Genomic DNA, 22,201 nt, shown 5'->3' with positions numbered 1-22,201 from the left:
GGTTCGGGGCCGGCGGCCCCCGGGCCGCCGGGCGCCGCCGGGGGCTGCCCCGGTGCCAGGGCCTCCGGCCCCGTCGGGGCCTGCGGTACGGCGTGGGGGTCCGCGTGGTCGGGCGCCGCCGTCATGAGGTGCCTCCTCGTCGATCCATCCCGCCGATGCTATGCCGCCCTAGCCCCGCGCCCCCTTCTCCGCTCGCCTGAGGAGCAGGGCCGCCAGCAGGCCGCCCGCCAGGACCGCGACCGCGCCGACCAGCTGGCTGGTCTCCAGGCCCGAGGCGAACGCGTCCGCGATGCGCTCCCGCTCGGCCCGGCCTTCCGCCGCGGCCAGCGCGGCGGGCAGCGAGGCCGCCGTCACCGAAGCCACCGCCGCGAACCGGGCGTTCAGCACGGCGCCGAGCACCGCCACACCCAGCCCGTTGCCGAACTCCGCGAGGGTGCCGTTGATCCCCGCGCCCACCCCGGCCTTCTCCGGCGGGATCGCGCTCATGATGGCGTTGGCCATGGCCGGCATCGACAGCGCCACGCCCGCGCCCATGATCACCAGGCCCAGCAGCATGCCGCCGTATCCGTGCGCGCCGCCGAGCAGCGCGATCGACGCGAGGCCCGCCGACACCAGGGCCATGCCCAGCGCGATCGTGACGGGTGTGCCGAGCTTCGGCAGCAGCCGCGCGCCCGCCCCGCTCAGGTTCAGCGCGACCACGGTCAGCGCCAGCGGCGCCGTCCGGAGCCCCGCCGCCAGCGGGTCGTACCCCAGCACGAACTGGAGGTGCTGGGTGAGCAGGAACAGCGAGCCCGTCATCCCGAAGGCCACCAGGATCGCTCCGGCGACCGCGCCGACGAACCGCTGGTTCCGGAAGAAGTGCATGTCCAGCATGGGGTACGGGGTCTTCAGCTCCCACAGAGCGAAACCGGCCAGCACCAGCGCGCCCAGCGACGCGGCCGCCAGCACCTCCGTGGAGGTCCAGCCGTCCTCAGGGCCGTTGATGATCGCGTACACGACGGACGTCATGCCGACGGTGGAGAGCAGCGCGCCCAGGAGGTCCGGGCGGTCGCCCTGCCGGTGACGGGACTCCGGTACGAGGACGGTGACCGCGGCCAGCCCGAGCGCGGCGACCGGCAGGTTGATCAGGAAGATCGCGCCCCACCAGAAGTGGTCCAGCACGAAGCCGCCCAGCAGCGGCCCGGCCGCGAAGCCCAGTGAACTGACGGTCGACCAGATCGCGATCGCCTTCACCCGCTCCGTGTCGTCGAAGATCTGGACGACGACCGCGAGCGTGGTGGTCATGAGAAGCGCGCCGCCCACGCCCATGCCCGCGCGGGCCGCGATGAGCTGCGTGCTCGACTGCGCCAGCCCGGCCGCGAGCGAGCCGAGACCGAAGACCGCGAGGCCGGTGAGCAGCATGCGCTTGCGGCCGTAGCGGTCCGCGGCGTTCCCGGCGGTGAGCAGCAGGCCGGACTGGACCAGCGCATAGGCATTGATCATCCACTGGATGTCGGACGTGGACGCGTCCAGTTCCCGGGTGAGGGAGGGGATCGCCACGTTCAGGACGGTGTTGTCGAGCAGCACGGTGAGCTGGGCGAGGCAGACGACGCCGAGGATCAGCCAGCGCTGCGGGTGGCCGCCCCCGGAAGGGGTGGCGGCGGGTGTCGGGGTCTCGGCGGTCGTTGCCGTCAACAGAACTCCTTGTACGGTGTAAGGGAAGCGACTCCCGTACACCGTACAAGGCTTTCTTCTACGCTGTATATCTCTTTTCGGCCGAAGGCCGCGCCGCCGCTACGCCACCTCCCTCGTCAGGTCGTAGAGGGTCGCGCCGCCCACCGTGACCTGCTGGAACGTGGCCTCGACCCACTCGCTGATCCGTGTGCTGGCACTGTTTCCGTCGACGCCGGGGCCACCGCGGCCGCCGCCCGCGATGAAGTAGTGGACCCTGCCCTCCGCGACGTACTGCTTGAACTGGTCGAGCGTCGGGGACGGGTCGCTGCCGTTGAACCCTCCGATCGCCATGACCGGCTGCTCGGTGGCGAGTTGGTAGCTCGCCGCGTTCTGGGAGCCGACGGCCGCGGCGGCCCAGGTGTAGGACGCGGCGTCCTCCTTCAGCTTCGCCGCGGCGGCGTCGCTGACGTTCGCACCGCTGATGAGCCCGCCCATACCGCCGCCGCGCTCACCGCCGGGGCCGCCCGCGCCCCCGGCGGGCGGGGCCATGCCTCCGGGGAAACCGCCCTGGCCGCCCTGGCCGGGCTGCTGTTGCCGGCCGGGCTGCTGTTGCGAGCCACGTCCACCGTCACGGGCGCCGTCACGGGCGCCGCCGCCGTTCCCGACGCCGGCCCGCCCGGGCATCCCGCCGTCGGCACCTCCGCCAGGACCCCCGCCCGGCATCCCGCCCGGCCCGCCGCCGCGTGCCGACGCGGGACCCGCCATGACGATCGAGCCCTGGTGGCCGCTCGTCAGCGTGCTCAGCGTGTAAGCCCCCGGCGCCGCCAGGGCCGCCGCCAGCGCGAGCCCCGCCGCGCCGAGCGCCGTCCGCCGCCCCAGCCGGACCGCACCCAGCAGCCCCGCTGCCGCCACCAGACCGCCCACCAGCACCGCCCACCGAAGCCACGGCACATAGTCAGGCGTCCGGCCCAGCAGCACGAACGCCCACAGCGCCGTCGCCGCCGAGGCCGCCGCGAGAGCCGCCGAGGCCGCGAGCCGCGCCCGCTCCTCCCACAGCACGGTCGCGCCCATGCCGACCAGTGCCGCGGCATACGGAGCCAGGGCCACCGTGTAGTACTCGTGGAAGATCCCCGCCATGAAGCTGAACACCGCGAGCGTCGTGAGCAGCGAGCCGCCCCACACCAGGAACGCCGCCCGCGCCGTGTCCGTACGCGGTGCCCTCCAGATCAGGACCAGCCCGGCGGCCAGCAGGATCAGCGCGGCGGGCAGCAGCCAGGAGATCTGGCCGCCGATCGCGTCGTTGAACATCCTCCCGACGCCGGTCTCGCCCCAGCGCCCGCCCGGGCCGCCTCCGCCGCCGACACTCCCGACCTCGTCGCCGTTGATCCGGCCCAGGCCGTTGTAGCCGAAGGTCAGCTCCAGAAAGCTGTTGCTCTGCGAGCCCCCGATGTAAGGACGGGACTCCTCCGGCCACAGTTCGACCAGCGCCACCCACCAGCCTCCGGACACCACCAACGCCAGCCCCGCCAGCGCCAGCTGACCGAAGCGCCGCGCGAGCCCGGTCGGCGCACACACCGCGTACACCACCGCCAGGGCAGGCAGGATCAGGAACGCCTGGAGCGTCTTCGTCAGGAACGCGAAGCCCAGCGCGACCCCCGCCCACACCAGCCACGACGTCCGGCCACCCTCCAGCGCCCGCAGCACGCAGTACACGGCGACGGTCATCAGCAGAGCGAGCAGCGCGTCCGGGTTGTTGAAGCGGAACATCAGGGCGGCGACCGGCGTCAACGCCAGCACCCCGCCCGCGATGAGCCCGGCTGCCGGGCTGAACCGGCGCCGGACCGCCGCGTACACCACGGCGACCGTCCCGACCCCCATCAGCACCTCGGGTACCAGGATCTGCCACGACCCGAGCCCGAAGAGCCGTACGGACAGGGCCATCGGCCAGAGCGCCGCCGGGGGCTTGTCCACCGTGATGGAGTTCGCGGCGTCGGACGAACCGAAGAAGAAGGCCTTCCAGCTCTCGCTGCCCGCCTGAACGGCAGCGGAGTAGAAGGAGTTGGCGTACCCGGACGCGTCCAGGTTCCAGAGGTAGAGGAGCCCGGTGGCGAGCAGCAGGCCGAGGAAGGCCGGGCGCGCCCATCGCGGGTCCGCGCCCCTGGCGGACGTGGGCGGTGTTTCACGTGAAACAGTCCCGCCTGAAACGGTTTCACGTGAAACATCGGCGTTCGTGGTGGTGGAGTTCATCGGGGTTCCCCCTGTCCCGGTACAGCAGCGGAGTCGTCACGGCGGTCCGGGAACACCCAGGCGCGGAACAGCAGGAACCGCAGCACCGTCGCGGCGAGGTTCGCGGCGATGAGCACGGCCATCTCGGTGGCCTGTGACGGATGGCCGGTGGCGGCCTCCAACGCGGCCAGCGAGCCGCTGGTGAGTGCCAGGCCGATACCGAACACGACCAGCCCCTGCGCCTGGTGGCGCACGGCCCGGCCCCGGCCCCGTACACCGAACGTCAGACGGCGGTTGGCGGCGGTGTTGGCGACCGCCGACACCAGCAGCGCGGCGGCGTTGGCGACCTGCGGCCCCACGCCGAGCCGGAACAGCGTGTACAGCGCCAGGTAGAAGAGGGTCGAGAGCACACCGACCGCGCAGAAGCCGACCAGCTGGCGGGCCAGTCCGCCAGGGACGCCGCCGATCAGCCGGTCGCGCGGGTCGTCCCCGAAGGGTCGGGCCAGCCGGTCCAGCGGCAGGGTGCCCTTGGCGAGCGCCCGCCCGACCCGCCATACGCCCTTCAGGTCGTCGGTCGCGGTCCTGACGATGTCGACGGTCGAGTCCGGGTCGTCGACCCAGTCGACCGGCACCTCGTGGATACGCAGCCCGGCCCGCTCGGCCAGCACCAGCAGCTCCGTGTCGAAGAACCAGCCGCCGTCCTGCACCATCGGCAGCAGCCGCTCGGCCACCTCGCGCCGTATCGCCTTGAAGCCGCACTGGGCGTCGCTGAACCGGGCGGCGAGCGAGCCGCGCAGGATCAGGTTGTACGCCCGGGAGACCAGCTCTCGTTTCGGCCCGCGCACCACCCGGGAACTGCGGGCGAGCCGGGAGCCGATGGCCAGGTCGGAGTGCCCGGAGATGAGCGGGGCGACCAGCGGCAGCAGCGCGTTCAGGTCGGTGGACAGGTCCACGTCCATGTAGGCGAGGACGGGCGCGTCGGACGCGGACCAGACCGTCCGCAGGGCCCGCCCGCGCCCCTTCTGCTCCAGTCGCACGAACCGTACGCCCGGGACGGTGCGCGCGAGGTGCGCGGCTACGTCCGGGGTGCGGTCGGTGCTCGCGTTGTCGGCCACAGTGATGCGGAAGCCGTAGGGGAAAGTGCGGGCGAGATGGGCGTGGAGCCTGCGCACGCACGGCTCCAGGTCCTTCTCCTCGTTGTAGACGGGCACCACGACGTCCAGGACGGGCCGTTCGGCGCTGTCCACCGGCAGGTGCTGCCGGGCGGGCAGGGTGCCCACGCCCCGGCGCGAGGGGGTCGGCGTGTCGGTGTCGGTTGGCATGCCCCGACGCTCGCGTGCGGCGCTGTCAGGGCCGTGTGACGAAGCTGTGCCCGGCCTGTGAGTCGCCCCGGACCGGTGCGTCGCCCCGTTCCTGTCCGTCGCCCCGGTCCTGTGCCCCGGCTCGGGCCCGCGAGCCGTCCCGGGTGACGCCGCGGCGGACGGGAAGCCGTACGGAGAAGACCGTGCGCCCCGGCTCGCTGGTCACGTCCACCCGGCCGCCGTGCGCGGTGACGACGGCCCGCACGATGGCGAGGCCGAGCCCGGTGGAGCCGGAGTGGCGGGACCGCGAGGAGTCGCCGCGCGCGAACCGCTGGAAGACGTGCGGAAGCAGGTCGGGCGGGATGCCCGGCCCGTCGTCCTCGACCTCCACGACCGCCTCCCGGCCGTGCGGCCCGCCGCTGCGGACCCGGGCGGTGACGGTGGTGCCCGGCGGGGTGTGGGTGCGGGCGTTGGCGAGCAGATTGACGAGTACCTGCTGGAGCCGGGCCGCATCGCCGTGGACGGCCACCGGGTCCGGTCCGGACGGCAGGTCCAGGCGCCAGAGGTGCTCCTGCCCGGCCGCGCGGGCATCGCTGACGGCGTCCACGACCAGCGGGGCCAGGTCCGTCTCCGCGTACCCCAGGGGGCGTCCCGCGTCGAGCCTGGCGAGCAGCAGCAGGTCCTCGACCAGCCCGGTCATCCGGGTCGCCTCGGCCTCGATCCGGTCCAGGGCACGCCGGGTGTCGGCCGCGCCCTGACCGCGCCGGGTCAGCTCGGCGTAGCCGCGTATGGAGGCCAGGGGCGTGCGCAGCTCGTGACTGGCGTCCGCGACGAACTGCCGGACCCGGGTCTCGCTCTCCTGGCGGGCGTCCAGCGCCGCGTGCACATGGTCGAGCATCCGGTTGAGGGCGGCGCCGACCTGACCGACCTCGGTGCGCGGATCGGCCTCGGCCCCGGGTACGCGTTCGTGGAGCGCCACCTCCCCGCTGTGCAGGCGCAGCTCGCTGACCCGGGTGGCGGTCGCGGCCACGCGGCGCAGCGGGCGCAGGGCGACCCCGACGAGCGAGCCCCCCGCGATGCCCGCCGCGACCAGCCCGGCGGCGGTGACGGACACCTCGACCCAGACGAGGGTCGTGACGGTGTCCTGGACGTCGCCCAGGGGGAAGCCGAGCACAGTACGGCCGTCAGCGGATGACAGCACCCGGTAGTCGCCGAGCCCCGGGAGGGGAACCGTGTGCGGGTCGCCGTCGCGCGGCGCGGCGGACAGGGCGGCGAGCTGGCCGTCGGACAGGGTGCCGAGCGGGTCGCCGGGGTACGGGCTGTCCAGTCGGCCGGACCGGGCGAGCGGCTCGGTGGGCCCGTCGGCCCGGCCGCCGACCGTCCCGATGTCGTGACCGGGCCCACCGACGAACCGCAGGTCGGCGACCCGCGCGGGCGGGGCCGTCCGGCTGTGCTTGAGCGCCTCGTACAGCTGCTCGTCCTTCTGCTCGACCAGGTACGAACGCAGCGCGATCGTGGTCACCGCCCCGATGACGGCGGCGACCACCGCGATCAGCGCGACGGCGGACAGGACGAGCCGGGTACGCAGCGAGAACCGGCGGCGCGGTGACCGGCGCCACCACGGTCCCGGCGCCGGGGTGATGCGCACGCCTCACTCCCCGGGCTTGATCAGGTACCCGGCCCCGCGCCGGGTGTGGATCATCGGGGTCCGCCCGGCGTCGATCTTGCGACGGAGGTACGAGATGTACAGCTCGACGACGTTGGCCTGGCCGCCGAAGTCGTAGTTCCACACCCGGTCGAGGATCTGGGCCTTGCTGAGCACCCGGCGGGGGTTGCGCATGAGGTACCGCAGCAGCTCGAACTCGGTGGCGGTGAGGTGGATGCCCTCGCCGCCCCGGGTCACCTCGTGGCTGTCCTCGTCGAGCGTGAGGTCCCCGACGACCAGCAGCGACTCGTCCCGGGCCAGGGCGGCGCCGGAGCGGCGGATCAGCCCGCGCAGCCGGGCGACGACCTCCTCCAGGCTGAACGGCTTGGTGACGTAGTCGTCACCGCCGGCCGTCAGCCCGGCGATCCGGTCCTCGACGGAGTCCCTGGCGGTGAGGAACAGCACCGGTACGTCGACGTGTTCGCGCCGCAGCCGCTGGAGCAGGCTCAGCCCGTCCACGTCCGGCAGCATCACGTCGAGGACGACGGCGTCGGGCCGGAACTCCCGCGCGGCGCGCAGCGCGCCGGAGCCGTCCTCGGCGCTGCGCACCTCCCAGCCCTCGTAGCGGAGGGCGAGGGACAGCAGCTCCGAGAGCGAGGCCTCGTCGTCGACGACGAGCACCCGGACGGGCCCGCCGTCCGGCCGTCTCAGCCGGGTGCGGAGGCCCGGCTCCGGGTGGCGGCCCGGCTCGGTGCGGAAGGAGGGAAGCGAGGTGGCGGTCATGGCACCACGCTCGCGAGCCCGCCTGAGAGGGGGCTTACGGGTTCCTGTGAATTTCCTGAGAACCCCGGTCGAAGCCGTAGGCCCGCTCGACCTTGGCGACGTGGACGCTGTACCGCTCGTACCAGTGCTCGCGTCCACGCCGCTGGGCGTCCTGGTGCTCCAGGTCGCGCCGCCAGGCGGCGATGGCCTCCTCGTCGCGGAAATAGCCGACGGTGATACCGACACCGCCCGGCGTGCGGGCGAAGTCCACCCCGAGAAACCCGGGTACGCCCCCGACGAGTTCGGCCATGCGGGCGGCGACACCCCCGTAGTCGTCGCCCTGCTGCGCCTCCTCGGTCTGGATCGAAGTGAAGACAACGGTGTAGTAGGGCGGTTCGAGACCGCCCACGATTCCGAGCGCCATGCCCTCACCTTGATCGAGGCCGCGGGCCCCGGTCCAGGGCCCGCCGCAAAGGGATCCAACCCTTTGCCCGGATGCCGTGCCACCCGATTAATCCGGCCACGGTTCAGGCCGGATCCCCCTCACCGCCGCCCGGCGTCCCCAGGTGTGCGCGGACGCGCCGCATCGCCCCCTGCACGGCCCGCCGGGCCGCGTCCCCGTGGTCGGTCGTCTCGAAGCCGTGCTCCCCGTCCGGCAGGTCGACGACCTCGACGGGGGCGCCGCTCTCCTCGGCGGCGGCCAGGAACTCCGCCACCGTGGCGGCGATCTCCGGCATCTCCCGCCCCACCCGGGTCAGCACCACCGGCGGTGCGGCCCCGGCGGCGGCCGACACGGCTGCCACGGGCCGGAACCGGCTGTCGGAGAGCCCCCAGTTGGGCAGCGGCGCCAGGATCGGATAGGTCACCGCGACACAGCGCAGCCACGTTGGCGACTCCGCCAGCCAGTCGGCCGCCAGCAGCCCGCCGCCGGAGAAGAACCACAGCGCGACCCGATCCCCGTCGACCCGGGGGTCGGCCCGTACGAGCTCCACCGCCGCGGCCAGGTCCTCGGCGGCGTCCCCGTAGCCCCCGAGGTCGTGCAGCCGGTGGTCCAGCGTGACGCCGACCACGCCCAGCCGGGCCGCGTACCGTCCGTACCCCCGCAGGCCTGGCCAGTCGCGGGGAGTCGGCCGCGCCTCGGCGGGGACGGGCCCGCCGTGGACGAACACGATCGCGGGCCGGGGCGCACCGGCCGCGAGGTCCTCCCCGTCCGCCCCGGCATCCGGCAGGTACAGGTCGACACGACCGGACCGCTCACGCGTGATCACGGCCTCCGGGCCGTCGAGCAGGAACGGCCGCAGATGCGGGGGCGTCTCCCCGTCCGCGGCGACGCGCAGCCGGTACCCCTCACCCGCCGCGGCCTTCAGCAGGACGTCCGCGAGTGCCGCGGGCGCGGACAGCATCGGCCAGTGTCCGGTGTCGAGTTCGAAGAAGGTGACCCGGTCGTCCACGAGCGCCTTGAGCCGCGGCTCACCGAACGCGGCCAGATGCTCCAGCAGGGCGATGCCCGAACCGTTCCCGGTGCACAGCACACCGGTGGTCGGGAGCGACGTGTGGACGTCCCCGGAAAGCCGGAGCGGCTGGGTCAGGGTCCGTACGGGCTGGGGCACGGCCTCCCGGGTCAGCCGCGCCAGATCGTCCGGGGCCACGCCGGCGGGGCTCCCGTAACGGGCCCACCCGTCGGCGTCGTCCGGCGGCGCCACGGCAGCCCCTCCGTCGCGGCCGAGCCGTTCCGCAAGCCCCTGGTCCGGTACGAGGGCGAGGGCCGGGTCGCCGTCCTGGGGCACGCCCGCGTCGAGGTGGACGACCCGCAGGCCCGGCAGCGTCGCGCGCCGGCCGACGGCGGCGAGCACCGGGTGGATGCCGTAGCCGTGCCCGACGAGAACGAGACCGGAGCCGCCCGGAGCACTGTCGGCGGCCGCGTCGAGGACCCGCAGCACGTCCCGTACATGCGTCTCGAGATCGGCGTCCGGCGTGGCGGTGAGGACCACGGGAAGGGCCTCGGCCCCCGCGTCCCTCAGCCGCCCGGCGACCTCGTCCCAGATCCAGTCCCCTCCGGTGAACATGTCCGGCACCAGTACGAAAGCAGTCACGCGATTCCCCTCCACAGCCAGGGCCTGTCGGTCGCGGGTACCGTAGGAACTCCCCCTGAGGGAGGTTCAAGTCATCGTGGAAGCCGACGGTCTGTGGAGCATCGGCGAACTCGCGGCACGGGCCGGAACGACCGTCAAGACGGTCCGCTTCTACTCGGACCAGGGCCTGCTGCCCGAGGCCGCGCGCAGCTCGGGCGGTCACCGCCGGTACGGTCCCGACGCTCTGGAACGGCTCCGGCTGATCCGCACACTGCGGGGCCTGGAGCTGCCGGTCCCGCAGGTCGGAAGGGTCCTGGAGGGCGCGCCGGAGGAACCGGCCGTACGGGACGTCCTGGCGGCGCGGCTGCGGGAGGTCGGGTCCCGGATGGCGGCGCTGCGCTGGCAGGAGGCGGCGCTGCGGCTGCTCCACGACTGCGCGCCCGGCGAGCGGGCCGAGCGGCTGTCCCTGCTCGGGGGGATGAGCGCGCCGCCCGACACGACGGTGCTGGCCGCGTTCTGGCGCCGCTGGCTGCCGCCGAGGATGCCGTCCCGGGTGGTGGGCCTGGTGGTGGACCACGCGGTGCCGGTGCCGCCGGAGGACCCGACGCCGGACCAGGTGCTGGCGCTCGCCCGGCTGCACGCGCTGGTCGTGGGCGGCGACCCCGGGAAGCCCGGGAGCCAGCCCCGGGCGCACCGCCGCGACGGGGGCCTGCGGCCGGGGGTGCTGTACGAGGGCCTCGCGGAGGCGTACGCGCTGGCCTCCGCAGCCGTGCGGCAGGGCCGGCGGCCTGGGTCCGGGGAGGCCCTGGACTGCTTCGTCGCCGCGTACGCCCAGGCCGGGCGGGGCCGGGACACATCGGCGTTCCGCCGTGCGCTGAGCGACCAGCTGGCGGGCGAGCCGCGTATCGACGCGTACTGGCACCTGGTGGCCGAACTGTCGCCGCCGGGAACGGTCACCCCGGGCGCGGCCCATGACTGGCTGACGCGCGCGCTGGCGGTGACGGCGGGCGGGCGCTCGCACGGGACCCCCTAGAAAAGCCCACTCTGCGAGCCCCCCGCCTCCACCACCACGGGCCCCCACCCGTCATCGACCGCATCGCCCCGCACGAACGCCCACCCCGCGGCCAGCCGCCCGTCCAGCACCACGAACCGCCCGTCCTCCAGCCGTAGATGCAGATCGGGCCCGGCGACCCCGAGCAGTTCCCCGCGCACCACGCACCCGTCGCCCAGCTCCCGTACCACCCCGTCGAGCCGCCTGAGCCGCGCCAGCCCGAACGCCTCGGTGTGGTCCCGGACTTCGAGCGGCAGCCGTTCCAGAGTGTCGCCCCACGCCCCGACGCCGACAGCGTCCCGGTACACCCGTCCGACGGCCCCGGCCCGCTGCTCCTCGGTCCCGGCGGCGTCGGCCACCCGGGCCGCGCGCTTCACCGCGTAAGGAATCCGGTCGGGCACACCCAGGGCGGCTCCGAGCACCACCTCGGTCCGCCGCGCGGCCATCAGCGCCCCGCGCCCGAGCCAGGTGAAGGCGAGGGCGCCCTGCTCCAGCAGCCGGGCGTCCCCGCGCTCTTCGGCGGTGATCCCCACCTTGACCAGCCCGGGCCCGAACCAGGCCAGGTAGACCCGGAACACACGCGGGTCATCGCTGACGGTGTCGGCGGCGACGGACATCATCCGGTCCAGCCGCGCGCAGTCCGCACACAGCCCGCCCGTGCTCCGCCCGTCCAGCACTCCGCGCACCGGGCAGGCGTTCCCCCGTGCTCCGGGACAGAGCCGCTCCCCCACCACCCCGAAGAACAGCTCCCTCCCGTACGGCAACGGGCTCACCCGGCCGCCCTCCCACACCCAGCAGGGCTCCCCGCCCCGCCACCGCACCCCGAGACACCGCCACACCACACCGTCACTGTTCCACACGCCCGCCTGCCGGACGCCCCTCGTCCCGCCTCCACCACCGGTCGTCCCAGTACTCCTCGGGCACCGCGTCCTCACAGGGTCGATCCCGAGCCGCTCCATCTCCTCGAACCACCGGTCCCGCCGGGACTCCGGCAGCCGCGTTCCGCACCAGGGGCAGTAGTCCATCCCTGCGTACGAGGACCCTCCGTCGTGGATGACCAGCCCGTACTCCTGGAACCTGGCCACGAACACCACCAGCGCGTCGGGGCACGCGTACGGATCACCGTGCGTCGAGCACTCCCCGGCCACATACCGCTCCATGGACTCGCAGCAATGCCCACCCACTGTTCCCGACACCCCTCGCGTCCACGGGTCCGCCGAAAGCGAACCACCCGCCGAAGGATCACCCACGGTGCTTGGCTTCCGGAATGGAGATCCTGATATTGGGCGGAACGGCGTGGCTGGGGCGGGAGTTGTCGCGGGAGGCGATTCGGCGGGGCCACCGGGCGACCTGTCTCGCGCGCGGCGAGAGCGGACAGGTGACGGAGGGCGCGAGGCTGGTGACAGCCGACCGGAGCGGCCCCGCCCCGTACGCGCCGCTCCTCGACCGCACCTGGGACGCGGTGTTCGAGGTGTCCTGGCAGCCGGGCTTCGTCCGCGACGCGCTCGCCGCGCTGGGCGGCCGGGCGAGGCACTGGACGTACGTCTCGTCCATCAACGCGTACGCCTCCCACTCCGAACCGGACGCCGACGAGTCCGCGCCCCTCCTCGGACCCACCGCCGAACGCGAGGCCGACCGCACGCTGTACGGCGAGGCGAAGGTCGCCTGCGAACAGGCGTCGGCGGAGGCAGTGGGCGACCGCCTGCTCACCGTCCGCCCGGGCCTGATCGGCGGCCCCGGAGACCCGAGCGGCCGCTCCGGCTACTGGGTGGCCCGCGCCGCCCGCGCCCCGAAGTCCCCCCTCCTGGTCCCGGACACCCCGAGGCTCCCCACCCAGACGATCGACGTGAGAGACCTGACGGCCTGGCTGATGACCATGGCGGAGGAGAGAGCGGCAGGCACCTACGACGCGGTGGGACGCACAACGCCCTTCGCGGACTGGATCGCCGCTTCCCGGGAGATCGGCGGCCACACGGGTCCGGTCGTCCCGGCCCCCTCGAACTGGCTCCTCGCCCAGGGCGTGGCCCAGTACATGGGTCCTGAGTCCCTCCCTCAATGGCTGGTCGAACCCGGCTCGGAAGGCTGGTCCACCCGCAACGGAACGGCCGCCCGCAAGACGGGCCTCGGCCTCCGCCCCCTCACGGAGACACTGTCCGACACCCTCGCCTGGGAACGTACCCAGGACCTCCACCGCCCCCGCCGCGCCGGCCTCACCCCGGCCCGCGAGAGGGAACTGCTCACCGCCCTCGGTTGACCGCTCCGCCCGAACCACCCCCGCGAAGGACATGCGTCGACACCTCCCGCGCAGTCAGAGACGGAGCGGCCTCGGCCGGGTCGCTCACCGGGAAAGTACGGGCTTCGTCAGTGGCAGCCCCGTGAGCTGCCGACAACCACTTGAAGACTGGGCGCGCCGAGTGGCAGCCGCGCCCCCGAGCAGCGTGAAGGCGCCAACTGACCCGGCCGTCGGCTGACCCGTCACCCTGGCTGCCGTGCTTCCCGGAAACACCGCCGGAAACGCCAGAGGCCCCGGATTTCTCCGGGGCCTCTAGCCTGCTGTGCACTCGGCAGGATTCGAACCTGCAACCTTCTGATCCGTAGGATCGGGCATCTCTGGGAGAGGGTCGCCCTCCCTCCCACAGCCTGATTGCCTACCGTGGTGACCATCGGCCTCTGCGTGCCGTCGTTGCCGTCAGAGTTGCCGTCACAAATGGATCAGTGTCCCTCTTGCTCACCCCAAGGAGATGAGGGTGAACCGTCCGGGTCCAGCCCGTACTTCCACCTTCCGCCGCCCAGCAGTGACCGGATATGGCCAGCGTCAGCGGCGTGCCGGTAGATCTGCCCATTGGTTTGCGATTTTCCCAGCAGAATCGGAAAGGGAAGGACAGCAGCCAAGTTCCCGCTGGGCGCACTTGCCCCGGCCGCCCTCACACTGCTCACTTCCCTGACACCGGAAGAGTGCCAAGAACTGGACGAAGCAACCCGGAACTACTTCGAACAGCAACGGGAGCCCACTCTGTTTGAATTGGAGGATCTCATCGAGTCACCGCGTTCCCTTCAGCACGGGGATGGCGACGGTGCACGACCTGAGATTGAACCGTAAACGAGAGAAAGTGTTACTTATCAGACACGCCTCCCGGTGGGGGGATCAAAGCCAAGGTCGCCGCAGTTGTGAGTAGGCGCCACCTCTATATGTCAGATCGACGCTAAGTCGCCGAACTCTGCTGTCCTCGAGGTTCGTTCTGCGATGCTGGAGGTCGATCGAGAGGGGCCGCAGCGATGCAGTGGAAGATCCACGGGGAACGTCCGATCTACGAGAACAGCTGGGTGAACTTGTGGCTCACCGACGTCGAGACGCCGGACGGGAACCGCTGGGAGCACCACGTCGTCAAGCTTCGGCATCTGGCCGTGGCCGCCGTCCTGAACGAGCGGCGCGAGGTCCTGATGATGTGGCGGCACCGCTTCATCACGGACGCCTGGGCGTGGGAACTGCCCATGGGTCTGGTCGAGGAGGGCGAGACGCCGGCCGACGCGGCTGCCCGGGAGGTGCTGGAGGAAACCGGCTGGCGTCCCGGTCCTGTCAAGCCGCTGATCTACGCGGAGCCAGCGAACGGCATCACTGACTCCCAGCACCACGTCTTCCGGGCCGACGGGGCGACGTACGAGGGTCCGCCGACCGAGAAGAATGAGTCGGACCGGATCGAGTGGATTCCGCTGGCCGACGTGCGGGGCATGATCGACCGGCGCGAGATCGTCAGCAGCGGCTCCCTGGTCGGGCTGCTCTACGTGCTCATGGACGAGGCGATCCGCTGACCTGACGGGGCAGCACCTCCCGGAGCCGGGACTCGAACGCCACTGCGGCCGGTTCCCGGCGGAAGGGCTCCAGCTGCTCGCAGAACTCCCGGAGGTGGCCGGCGACTCGTTGCGAGCTGATGGCCGCTGCCGGGGCCAAGGCACCCATGGCCGTGTGGCACGCCTCGTCGAGTTTGCCGCGCTGGAGCTGGGTGCGGGCGAGCCAGAAGGCGTGGAAGGCGCGGCCTCGGTGGTTCGACTGGTGTTCTCGGCGGAGAGCGTCCGCGATGAGGGGTTCGGCGAGGGCGGCTTCGCCCAGGCGGCCGTGTGCAATGCCGGTGTCCACGATCAGCTTCGGCTCGTCGAAGTAGGCGACCCAGGCCGGGTCCGGATCACCTGTGCTGATCCGCCCGAACTGGGTGTGGGCTTCCGAGATCGCGGTGTGAGTCGCGCCGTGGTTGCCGAGGGTGGCGTGGGCGAAGGCTTCGCGCATCGCGAGCATGGCCAGCACGCGCGGTGTCGTCCCCGCGGCGGCTCGGGCCTGGTCCTGGGCGGCCGTGACGAGTGCGAGGGCGTCGCCGGGCTTGTCCTGGTAGGTGGCCTGGAGGCTCATGCAGGCGAGGACGTTGGCCATGAACTGGCGGTCGTCGATGGCCTTGGCCAGGCCGAGGGATTCGGTGAAGTAGGCGCGTGCCTGGTTGTACTGGCGGGCGTCGAAGTAGGTCCATCCGGTGAGCCGGGCCAGTTCGGCCGCGATGCTGTGCAGGCCGTCCCACAGAGGAGCCGGACGCTGTTCCTTGAGGAGGTCGACGACGTAGCGGAGCTGGCCGACGACCGCCGGCCGTAAGGTCTCGCCGCCGTGCTCGTCGTCCCGGCGCCAGTAGTCCGCGATCGACGAATGCAGCGCTTCCAGCGTTGAGGCGCTGAGATCCCGATCGGCCGCCAGGGCGAGGATGCTGTCGACGTCCGCCCCCGGTAGTCCGGCGGCCAGTGGTTCGACGGCTGAGGTCGGCACCTCGGCCGGTTCGCGGGGCGTGACCGTCAGGCTGGGCGGCGTCTCCCAGGAGCGTCGGGCAAGACCGAGCATGTGTCCGGGGATGCGCAGTCCGTCCGAGATCCGTTCGATCACGTCCATGTGCAGCAGCTGCCGCCGTCCGGCGATCACCTCGCCCACGCGGCTCGGGGTCAGGTCGCAGCGGCGCGCAATCATCGACGGGTAGATGCCTGCTCGTGCCTTGACCAGTTGGAAGATGCGGCCGAAGTCTCTGGCCTGGCATGCCTCGATCATCACTGGGTCCGTGAGCAGGCCGACCAGGAGTTCCTTCGAGCGAGATGGCTCGGGCATCGGGCACGCTCCGGCATGAGGACTACGGATCGCTGCACTTAGTCAACCAAGGGTGATGGTACCCAAGTTGGGTAATCCGCTTGGCCTTTCTGGTCGGGCCTGCGGATCGCGATGCTCCTGGCCATGGCGAACGGACAGGACGACGTACGGATGACGTTGCGGGTCTCCCGCGACTCCGGCCAGACGTGGGGGCCTCGTACAGAGGTACGCGTGGGCGAGAACCCGACGGTCCCGGAGAACCCGGGCCGCTACCCGCCCTGCGTCTGCTCCCGGTGCTCGCAGCAGGAAAGGAACGCCGCCGCGTCCTTCCGGATGGTGTCGTGATGCGGTGCGTGCACTGGCGCCGGGTGCCCCTCGACCTGGCATGGGAAGCGCAGGAGAGGTCGGCCACCCCGTACATCGACAGGGCGGTGCAGTGTCAGCTGTCCGCGCACGACGAGGGTGGGCACTGCGGTCTCCTCACCGACGCCGCCGCGTACGGGACCGCGCTGTGGGTCCGCTGGCACGGGCCGGACGAGACGGAACTCGTCGTGCTGCCGGACTGCCCGGTGACCGCCTCGGGGCCTGACGGTGAGGGCTGCTGTCTGTTCGCCGACCACGCCAAGCAGCACACCTGGGAGGACGCCCTGGAGGAGGCCTCGTGCACCAGCTGACCGCGAGCCCGCGCAAAACCCGGCCCCCTCGCTCGCCTCGCAACGAGCAGTGCGGGGACTGCGGTGGCAGCGGCGCCAACTCGTCCGGCAAGACCTGCGGCACCTGTAACGGGCTGGGCGAGATCCACTGCCGCGTCGGCCGCCAGGAGTCCCGTGTGCTGTCCCGCTCCGTGATCCGGAAGGAGGGCCACCGATGGCCCATGCTCTGATCGCCTCCCCGTTCCTCGACGGACACCTTCTCCTCAAGCCGGGAGCAAGGGCCGGTGCCCGAATCCCGGTCGACCACTTCAAGGGCCTGCGCCAGGCCGCTGCCGACGGTGTGTCGCTTCCCGCCTGGGCGGTGCAGACCGCCGCCGATGTGTGGGGCCTGGACCTGGGCGACAGACCCGTGCAAGGCACGGTGCTGGTGCGCGAGCCGTCCCCGTACGGCTACTGCCGGGCCTCCTGGGAGATCAACCTCGGCTGCAACTTCGGCTGCAAGCACTGCTACCTCGGTGAGCGACCCTTCTCCGGCCTCGGCTGGGAGGACAAGGTGCGGCTGCTCGACATCATGCGCGAGGCTGGCGTCCTCTGGCTCCAGATCACCGGCGGCGAACCCACCATGGATCCCCACTTCCAGGGCGCCTACCGGTACGCCTGGCAGGCCGGGATGATGCTCACCATCTCCACCAACGGCTCGCTGCTCTGGCGGCCCGACCTCCTCAAGCTCTTCCGGGACTGCCCGCCCTACCGCCTGGTGGTCAGCATGTACGGGGCAAGCGAGGAGTCCTTCGACACGCTCACCCAGCGCCGCGGGGCGTGGAAGGCGTTCCGGCGCGGCATGGATGCCGCACGCGAGGCGGGGCTTCCACTGCGCATCAACGTCGTGGTGACCGAGGACAACGCCTCCGAGGCCGACGAGATGGCTGCGCTCGCCGACGAGTGGAACGTCGAGAACCACGCGTACACGAACATGACGCCCACGATCTACGGCGGCGGAGAGCCGCTGCTCGCCCAGTCCGCCGCCCACCTGCGGCAGCGCAAGCCGTTCGCCGGCTGCAACGCGGGACACACCTTCTTCCACGCCGACCCCCACGCCAAGGTCTCGATCTGCAAGGTCGGCCGCGACGACCAGATCGACCTCATGGCCGAAGGCATCGACGGCCTCACCCGGCTCGGCGCCATCGCCGACCGCCTCATGCTTCGCACCGGAGGGTGCGAAGGCTGCGCCCTGTCCGGCACCTGCCGGGTCTGCCGCCCCCTGGCCAAGCACTACCAGGAGGCCAAGGCGCCGCTGCACAGCTACTGCCAGCACGGAGACAAGGAGAACGCCTCATGACCCCGCCCGTACCGGTGACCATCCTCCCCGGCCCGCCGGCCTCGGCCCGCCGCGCGGCCCCGCCCGTCGCGACCGCGTCGATCACCGCCGTCCAGGACCTCGATGTGATCGTGGAGAGCGCGGAGTGCTCCTGCGACGCCGGGGACGACAACCCCCACTGACCGACACGATCCGGTCAACTCCGTTCAGGCCCTGGCGCGCTCGCGTCGGGGCCTGAGCCCTGCCCGGCTCACCATTAGGGTGCCGCTCATGTTCTTCCGCTGGGACTGGCTCCGGCCCCAACTGACCGCGCCGATCGTGCCGACTCTCGGTCCTGTCCACCCCGACGCCCTGACCATCGGGATCTTTGAGGACGTCCTGCGAGCGGCCGACACCGGTGGCTTCCTGCTCTACGACAAGGACCGGCGCTGGGGCGGCGAGAAGGACGAGAAAGTCCTTCGCGAGGACGTGGTGCATCAGCCTGAGCGCACCCTCATCCCCACCCTGACCCGGCGCGGACGCGGCACTGTCAAGGTCTTCGCTTACGGGCTCCCCGACGGCGTCGTGGATGAGGCCGCCGAGCTAGCCGCAAAGCTCGCCGCCGGGTACGACGCGGCAGGCGCCCGAGTCGTACGCTCCCTCGGCCCCGAGACCACGCATCCGCGCGGCACCCGCATCCAGCTGAAGGATTTCACCGTCGGCTCCTGCCCCGCCCCCGATGGCCCGGTCCGGCCCATCACCGCCTGGCCGACCGCAGTGCAGGAGACCTTCGCCCCGTTCGCCGAGGCCATGGCCAGCGACGGCCTGTCCTTCCTCCACACCCAGATGCAGGCCGGCCGATGCGGCCCGGTTCTCGCCGCCGCAATCGAGGACCGCATCGTGGGCGCGATCGGCCCCATGGAGATCCAGCCCGACGCCATTGGACGCCCCCAGCTCATGCCCCAGTACTTCGCTGTCCTCCCCGAGGCCCGAGGCCAGGGCCTGGGACGCGTCCTGTGGCGGGCAGCCATGCACTGGGGCCAGTCCCACGGCGCCGCCTACCAACTCCTCCAGACCGAGACCGGCGGACCCTCCGACCGGCTGTGCCAGGCCGAAGGACTCACCTCCCTCGGCTTCACCTACGCCATGTCCGCATAGCTCCGGACCGCGCCACCTTCTCCGGTCGGCTGCCCCGTTCCGTTGGCGACCTCAGCCACAGAAAGTCAGCCACGACGGCGGGTGCGCCGAACAAGCACCCGCCACGTGTGTCTCCAGCAACCACCCACCGGCCCCGGCCACGCTTCCCCCCAGTACGTCACGGTCTCGGCCACGTTGCAGCCTGAGCGCAGCCGCCAATCACGCCTGATGGACAATCAAGCCGCGGGGCATCCGCATGCCCTCCGGGTTCCCCAAGGGCTACTACGCCGAGGACCTCACCGACGCCTGGACACGGTACTGCCCTCCGCTCCCCGAGGAATCCGCCACGTCCGCCACACCGCAGGTCAGCAGGGGTGAATCCGTGGCGGATCCCGCCACACCCATCCGCCACACGTCAGCGGAAACCGCCACACAGCTCACCACTGCCACCGGATAGCGCGACCGCCCCCGCCGGTGCCGCCACACCATGCCGGTGTGGCGGCACCTATCCGCCACACGATCAAGGCTCTGACCTGCGATGTGGCGGCGTGGCGGACGTGGCGGATCTCCCAGAAGGGGGCCGCGGAGGCCCCATCGACCGCCAAGGAGGCAATGCCTTGACGACCGCGCTCCCGACCACCCACGTCGCCGTGACCGTCCCGGAAGTCATGGCGGCACTCAAGCTCAGCCGCAGCAAGGTCTACGACCTGCTTCGCTCCGGCGCCCTGCCCAGCTACACCGAGGGCCGCGCCCGCCGGATCCCCCTCGACTCGCTCCGCACGTATATGACCAACCGGCTTGGGGAGAACCCCTGAAGGCGAAGAGGCGTGCCAACGGCGAAGGCACCATCACGAAGCGCGCGGACGGCCGCTACCAAGCCGCCGCGTACGTCTACCGGCCGGACGGCACCCGCACCCGGAAGTTCGCCTACGGCAAGACGCGCGAGGAGGTGAACGACAAGCTCATCGAGATGCGGAACAAGACCCGCCAAGGCATCCCCGCCGCCACGTCGGCGATGCCCTTCGGGGACTACCTGACCTACTGGCTCGCCGTGGTCGCCCCGAGCAGGCTCAAGCCGGCGACGCTCAACAGCTACGAGGGTCTGTCCCGCCTCTACATCCGGCCCGCCCTCGGGAAGAAGCGGCTCAACCGCCTCTCCCCCACGGACGTGCGGCTGTTCCTCGCCGCGTTCAAGGACGGGTGCCTGTGCTGCCTGCGCGGGGTGGACGCGGCCCGCCCGAAGGAGGAGCAGACCTGCTGCGCTGTGCGGAAGTGCTGCGAGCGTCGGCCGTCGGCCCGGACTGTGCAGTACGTCCACGCCGTACTCCGCTCCGCCCTTCAGCAGGCCGTCCGCGAGGAACTGATCGCCCGTAACGTCGCCAGAATCGTGGAGACCCCCACCGTGCAGTATGAAGAGGTGCGCCCGCTGGACACGGGAGAGGCCCGACTGCTCCTCAAGGCGGCCCGGGACCACCACCTCTACGCCCTGTGGCTCCTGCTCGTCTCCACCGGGCTCCGGCGCGGCGAAGTCCTAGGACTCACGTGGTCGGACGTCGACCTCGCGGCCGGACAGCTCCGGGTCCGCCGGAACCTCCACAGGATCAAGCGGGAACTCCTCTTCGGCACGCCCAGGACCGCCCGGTCCATCCGTACGGTCTCGCTCCCCAAGCGGTGCGTGGACGCGCTCCACGCTCACCGGGCCGAGCAGGACGAGGAGCGGAAGGTGGCCGGCGCGAAGTGGAAGCCGCTGGATCACCAGCCGGGCGGGCTCGTCTTCACCACGTCGACCGGGCGGGCCACCGACCCGCGCAGCCTGAACCGGATGCTCACGATCCTGTGCGCGAAGGCCAAGGTGCGGCGCGTCCGCGTGCACGACCTCCGGCACACGTGCGCGTCGCTTCTGCTCGCTCAGGGAGTGGACGCCCGGATCATCATGGAGACCCTCGGGCACAGCACGATCACGATGACGCTCGACACCTACACCCATGTCATGCAGACGACGTTGCGGGCCGCCGACGACCGCATGGACGACGCGCTCGGGCTCGACGACATCGACCCGGAAGAGGGAGAGGGGCCGGAGGAGCAGCCTGCCGCTTGATCGGTTTATTCTCGGGCGTTGATGTCACCCGCTGATGTCAGAAGCCCCTCGGGATGATCCCGAGGGGCTTCTGAGCTGTGTGCACTCGGCAGGATTCGAACCTGCAACCTTCTGATCCGTAGTCAGATGCTCTATCCGTTAAGCTACGAGTGCTTGTCGGTGATCTTACTCTCCGACTTTCCTTCCGGGCTTTTCGGCCCGGTCGGCGTTGCGGGAACAACATTACATGAACCGCGCCGCCATGCGAAATCCATAAGCCACAGGGTGGCCAATGAGGAGAAAACGGACACCTGGAGGGGCGGGCCGGAACGGCCGAAGCCCCGGCCTGGTGGCCGGGGCTTCGGTTTCTTCTGGCGGAGGCGGAGGGATTTGAACCCTCGATCAGGGGGTTACCCCGAAACCGCATTAGCAGTGCGGCGCCATAGACCGGACTAGGCGACGCCTCCAGCCCACTCGCGTAAGCGAGTGGTGCGTGCAGATGATGACACAGCCTGGGGGCCGGTCACCAATCGCCGTCCACGGTACTAGGCACGGGGGGCGCAGGGCAAAGGCTTTCGGTTGCGCAACGTGGCGGGCGGTGCTGCGTTAGTGGGGTGAAGGGGGCCGGGGGGCGACGGCCGCGGGGCCGCCCCGGTCGCCCGGCCTGTGAAACCGACCCTGCTGGAGTTCGTATGCTGCGCCGCCTCGCCCTGGCCTCCGCCGCCTCGCTCGCCTCCCTCTCAGCGCTCGGCGCCGCCGCGCCCGCCTCCGGGGAGGTTCTCGGGCCGCTGCCCGTTCCGCTGCCGCTTCTCGGCTCCCCCGACACACTCACCGTCACCGTCGAGCGCTCCGGCAACCCCGCCGCCGACGGGACCTTCCGGCTGGAGTGCCGGCCCGAGCGCGCCTCCGGCACCCACCCGCGCGCCCAGAAGGCCTGCGAGCGGCTGGAGGCGCTGTCCGAAGGCGGGCGGGACCCGTTCGCGCCCGTCCCGCAGGGCCGGATGTGCACCCAGCAGCACGGCGGACCCGCCACCGCGCACGTCGAGGGCACCTGGCACGGGCGGCCCGTCGACGCCCGGTTCAGCCGTGCAGACGGCTGCGAGATCGGGCGCTGGGAGGAGCTCCGGCCGGTGCTCCCGATGGTCCGGGGATAGGGCCGGGACAGGGCGGCCGGGAGCGTCCGACGTGCACGGGCGTGCGCCGTGGGCACACCG

The 22,201-nt window shown here is 71.9% G+C and carries 21 protein-coding genes, 2 tRNA genes and 1 pseudogene; 13 read left to right on the top strand and 11 right to left on the bottom strand.

All coding sequences use genetic code 11. From position 1 onward, the window contains the following. Positions 1-168: 168 nt before the first annotated feature. From I3F58_RS22225 to I3F58_RS22195, 7 genes are all read right to left on the bottom strand, one after another. Entirely contained in the window at positions 169-1,674 is a 1,506-nt protein-coding gene (locus I3F58_RS22225; RefSeq protein ID WP_240110419.1) for an MFS transporter, read from the bottom strand. A gap of 99 nt (positions 1,675-1,773) precedes the next feature. Further along, positions 1,774-3,900: a glycosyltransferase family 39 protein gene (locus I3F58_RS22220; RefSeq protein WP_240110418.1), complete on the bottom strand. Its 2,127-nt coding sequence runs from the start codon at positions 3,898-3,900 to the stop codon at positions 1,774-1,776. Further along, positions 3,897-5,201 (bottom strand): bifunctional glycosyltransferase family 2/GtrA family protein, encoded by a 1,305-nt coding sequence (locus I3F58_RS22215; RefSeq protein ID WP_240110417.1) that lies wholly within the window; start codon positions 5,199-5,201, stop codon positions 3,897-3,899. The genes I3F58_RS22220 and I3F58_RS22215 overlap by 4 nt, the downstream gene beginning before the upstream one ends. 25 nt (positions 5,202-5,226) lie before the next feature. Beyond that, positions 5,227-6,828, bottom strand: a complete 1,602-nt coding sequence (locus I3F58_RS22210; RefSeq protein ID WP_240110416.1) for a cell wall metabolism sensor histidine kinase WalK — start codon at positions 6,826-6,828, stop codon at positions 5,227-5,229. A 3-nt stretch (positions 6,829-6,831) separates the two neighbouring features. Continuing rightward, positions 6,832-7,608 carry a response regulator transcription factor gene (locus I3F58_RS22205; RefSeq protein ID WP_275678801.1) on the bottom strand — a complete coding sequence of 259 codons (777 nt, stop codon included), beginning with the start codon at positions 7,606-7,608 and terminating at the stop codon, positions 6,832-6,834. A 34-nt stretch (positions 7,609-7,642) separates the two neighbouring features. Beyond that, positions 7,643-8,011 (bottom strand): antibiotic biosynthesis monooxygenase, encoded by a 369-nt coding sequence (locus I3F58_RS22200; RefSeq protein ID WP_240110415.1) that lies wholly within the window; start codon positions 8,009-8,011, stop codon positions 7,643-7,645. 103 nt (positions 8,012-8,114) lie between these two features. Beyond that, positions 8,115-9,680 carry an alpha/beta fold hydrolase gene (locus I3F58_RS22195; RefSeq protein WP_240110414.1) on the bottom strand — a complete coding sequence of 522 codons (1,566 nt, stop codon included), beginning with the start codon at positions 9,678-9,680 and terminating at the stop codon, positions 8,115-8,117. 76 nt (positions 9,681-9,756) lie between these two features. Here I3F58_RS22195 and I3F58_RS22190 point away from each other — a divergent pair, with 76 nt between their 5' ends. Continuing rightward, the gene (locus I3F58_RS22190) at positions 9,757-10,692 is read left to right on the top strand and encodes a MerR family transcriptional regulator (protein WP_240110413.1); all 936 of its coding nucleotides are present in this window, start codon (positions 9,757-9,759) and stop codon (positions 10,690-10,692) included. Here I3F58_RS22190 and I3F58_RS29695 read toward each other — a convergent pair. Continuing rightward, the gene (locus I3F58_RS29695; protein ID WP_374208020.1) at positions 10,689-11,894 is read right to left on the bottom strand and encodes a DUF2797 domain-containing protein; all 1,206 of its coding nucleotides are present in this window, start codon (positions 11,892-11,894) and stop codon (positions 10,689-10,691) included. The two genes, I3F58_RS22190 and I3F58_RS29695, sit on opposite strands and share 4 nt — an antisense overlap. Positions 11,895-11,977: 83 nt before the next feature. Between I3F58_RS29695 and I3F58_RS22180 the strand changes: the two genes are divergently transcribed. Next, complete coding sequence (locus I3F58_RS22180; RefSeq protein ID WP_240110412.1) at positions 11,978-12,964, top strand: NAD-dependent epimerase/dehydratase family protein; 987 nt, start codon at positions 11,978-11,980, stop codon at positions 12,962-12,964. 1,022 nt (positions 12,965-13,986) lie between these two features. Next, a complete protein-coding gene (locus I3F58_RS22175) occupies positions 13,987-14,520 on the top strand; it encodes an NUDIX hydrolase (protein WP_240110411.1) in 534 nt (177 codons plus the stop codon). On the opposite strand, the gene I3F58_RS22170 is transcribed toward I3F58_RS22175, so the two are convergent. Then, positions 14,498-15,844 carry a hypothetical protein gene (locus I3F58_RS22170; protein ID WP_240110410.1) on the bottom strand — a complete coding sequence of 449 codons (1,347 nt, stop codon included), beginning with the start codon at positions 15,842-15,844 and terminating at the stop codon, positions 14,498-14,500. The two genes, I3F58_RS22175 and I3F58_RS22170, sit on opposite strands and share 23 nt — an antisense overlap. 123 nt (positions 15,845-15,967) lie before the next feature. Here I3F58_RS22170 and I3F58_RS22165 point away from each other — a divergent pair, with 123 nt between their 5' ends. The 9 genes and pseudogenes from I3F58_RS22165 to I3F58_RS22125 all read left to right on the top strand — a co-directional run bounded on the left by I3F58_RS22165 (position 15,968) and on the right by I3F58_RS22125 (position 21,008). Beyond that, the gene (locus I3F58_RS22165; protein ID WP_240110409.1) at positions 15,968-16,168 is read left to right on the top strand and encodes a hypothetical protein; all 201 of its coding nucleotides are present in this window, start codon (positions 15,968-15,970) and stop codon (positions 16,166-16,168) included. Continuing rightward, positions 16,168-16,497 (top strand): hypothetical protein, encoded by a 330-nt coding sequence (locus I3F58_RS22160; RefSeq protein WP_240110408.1) that lies wholly within the window; start codon positions 16,168-16,170, stop codon positions 16,495-16,497. Before I3F58_RS22165 ends, I3F58_RS22160 begins: the two co-directional genes overlap by 1 nt. After that, positions 16,485-16,706 (top strand): hypothetical protein, encoded by a 222-nt coding sequence (locus I3F58_RS22155; protein WP_240110407.1) that lies wholly within the window; start codon positions 16,485-16,487, stop codon positions 16,704-16,706. Before I3F58_RS22160 ends, I3F58_RS22155 begins: the two co-directional genes overlap by 13 nt. Continuing rightward, positions 16,691-17,815: a radical SAM protein gene (locus I3F58_RS22150; RefSeq protein WP_240110406.1), complete on the top strand. Its 1,125-nt coding sequence runs from the start codon at positions 16,691-16,693 to the stop codon at positions 17,813-17,815. The genes I3F58_RS22155 and I3F58_RS22150 overlap by 16 nt, the downstream gene beginning before the upstream one ends. Then, on the top strand, positions 17,812-17,976 hold the full coding sequence (locus tag I3F58_RS22145; protein ID WP_162952559.1) for a hypothetical protein: 165 nt from the start codon (positions 17,812-17,814) through the stop codon (positions 17,974-17,976). Before I3F58_RS22150 ends, I3F58_RS22145 begins: the two co-directional genes overlap by 4 nt. An 88-nt stretch (positions 17,977-18,064) precedes the next feature. After that, entirely contained in the window at positions 18,065-18,931 is an 867-nt protein-coding gene (locus I3F58_RS22140; RefSeq protein WP_240110405.1) for a GNAT family N-acetyltransferase, read from the top strand. A 214-nt stretch (positions 18,932-19,145) separates the two neighbouring features. Further along, positions 19,146-19,367 (top strand): annotated as a pseudogene (locus I3F58_RS22135) (DNA primase); the annotation flags it as partial. A gap of 160 nt (positions 19,368-19,527) precedes the next feature. Then, entirely contained in the window at positions 19,528-19,725 is a 198-nt protein-coding gene (locus tag I3F58_RS22130; RefSeq protein WP_240110404.1) for a helix-turn-helix domain-containing protein, read from the top strand. Positions 19,726-19,859: 134 nt separating this feature from the next. After that, positions 19,860-21,008 (top strand): site-specific integrase, encoded by a 1,149-nt coding sequence (locus I3F58_RS22125; protein WP_240110403.1) that lies wholly within the window; start codon positions 19,860-19,862, stop codon positions 21,006-21,008. 80 nt (positions 21,009-21,088) lie between these two features. Here I3F58_RS22125 and I3F58_RS22120 read toward each other — a convergent pair. Both I3F58_RS22120 and I3F58_RS22115 read right to left on the bottom strand, forming a co-directional pair. Further along, a tRNA-Arg gene (locus I3F58_RS22120) sits at positions 21,089-21,161 on the bottom strand. A gap of 198 nt (positions 21,162-21,359) precedes the next feature. After that, positions 21,360-21,454, bottom strand: a tRNA-Ser gene (locus I3F58_RS22115). 225 nt (positions 21,455-21,679) lie between these two features. Here I3F58_RS22115 and I3F58_RS22110 point away from each other — a divergent pair. After that, positions 21,680-22,141: an SSI family serine proteinase inhibitor gene (locus I3F58_RS22110; protein ID WP_240110402.1), complete on the top strand. Its 462-nt coding sequence runs from the start codon at positions 21,680-21,682 to the stop codon at positions 22,139-22,141. The last annotated feature ends 60 nt before the right edge of the window (positions 22,142-22,201 follow it).

Origin of the sequence: Streptomyces sp. MUM 203J (assembly GCF_022414595.1) — a bacterium.
In the GTDB taxonomy this organism is placed as follows: Bacteria; Actinomycetota; Actinomycetes; order Streptomycetales; family Streptomycetaceae; genus Streptomyces.
The sequence above is the reverse complement of the archived record's forward strand: the minus strand, read 5'-3'. Positions and strand labels throughout refer to the sequence as shown.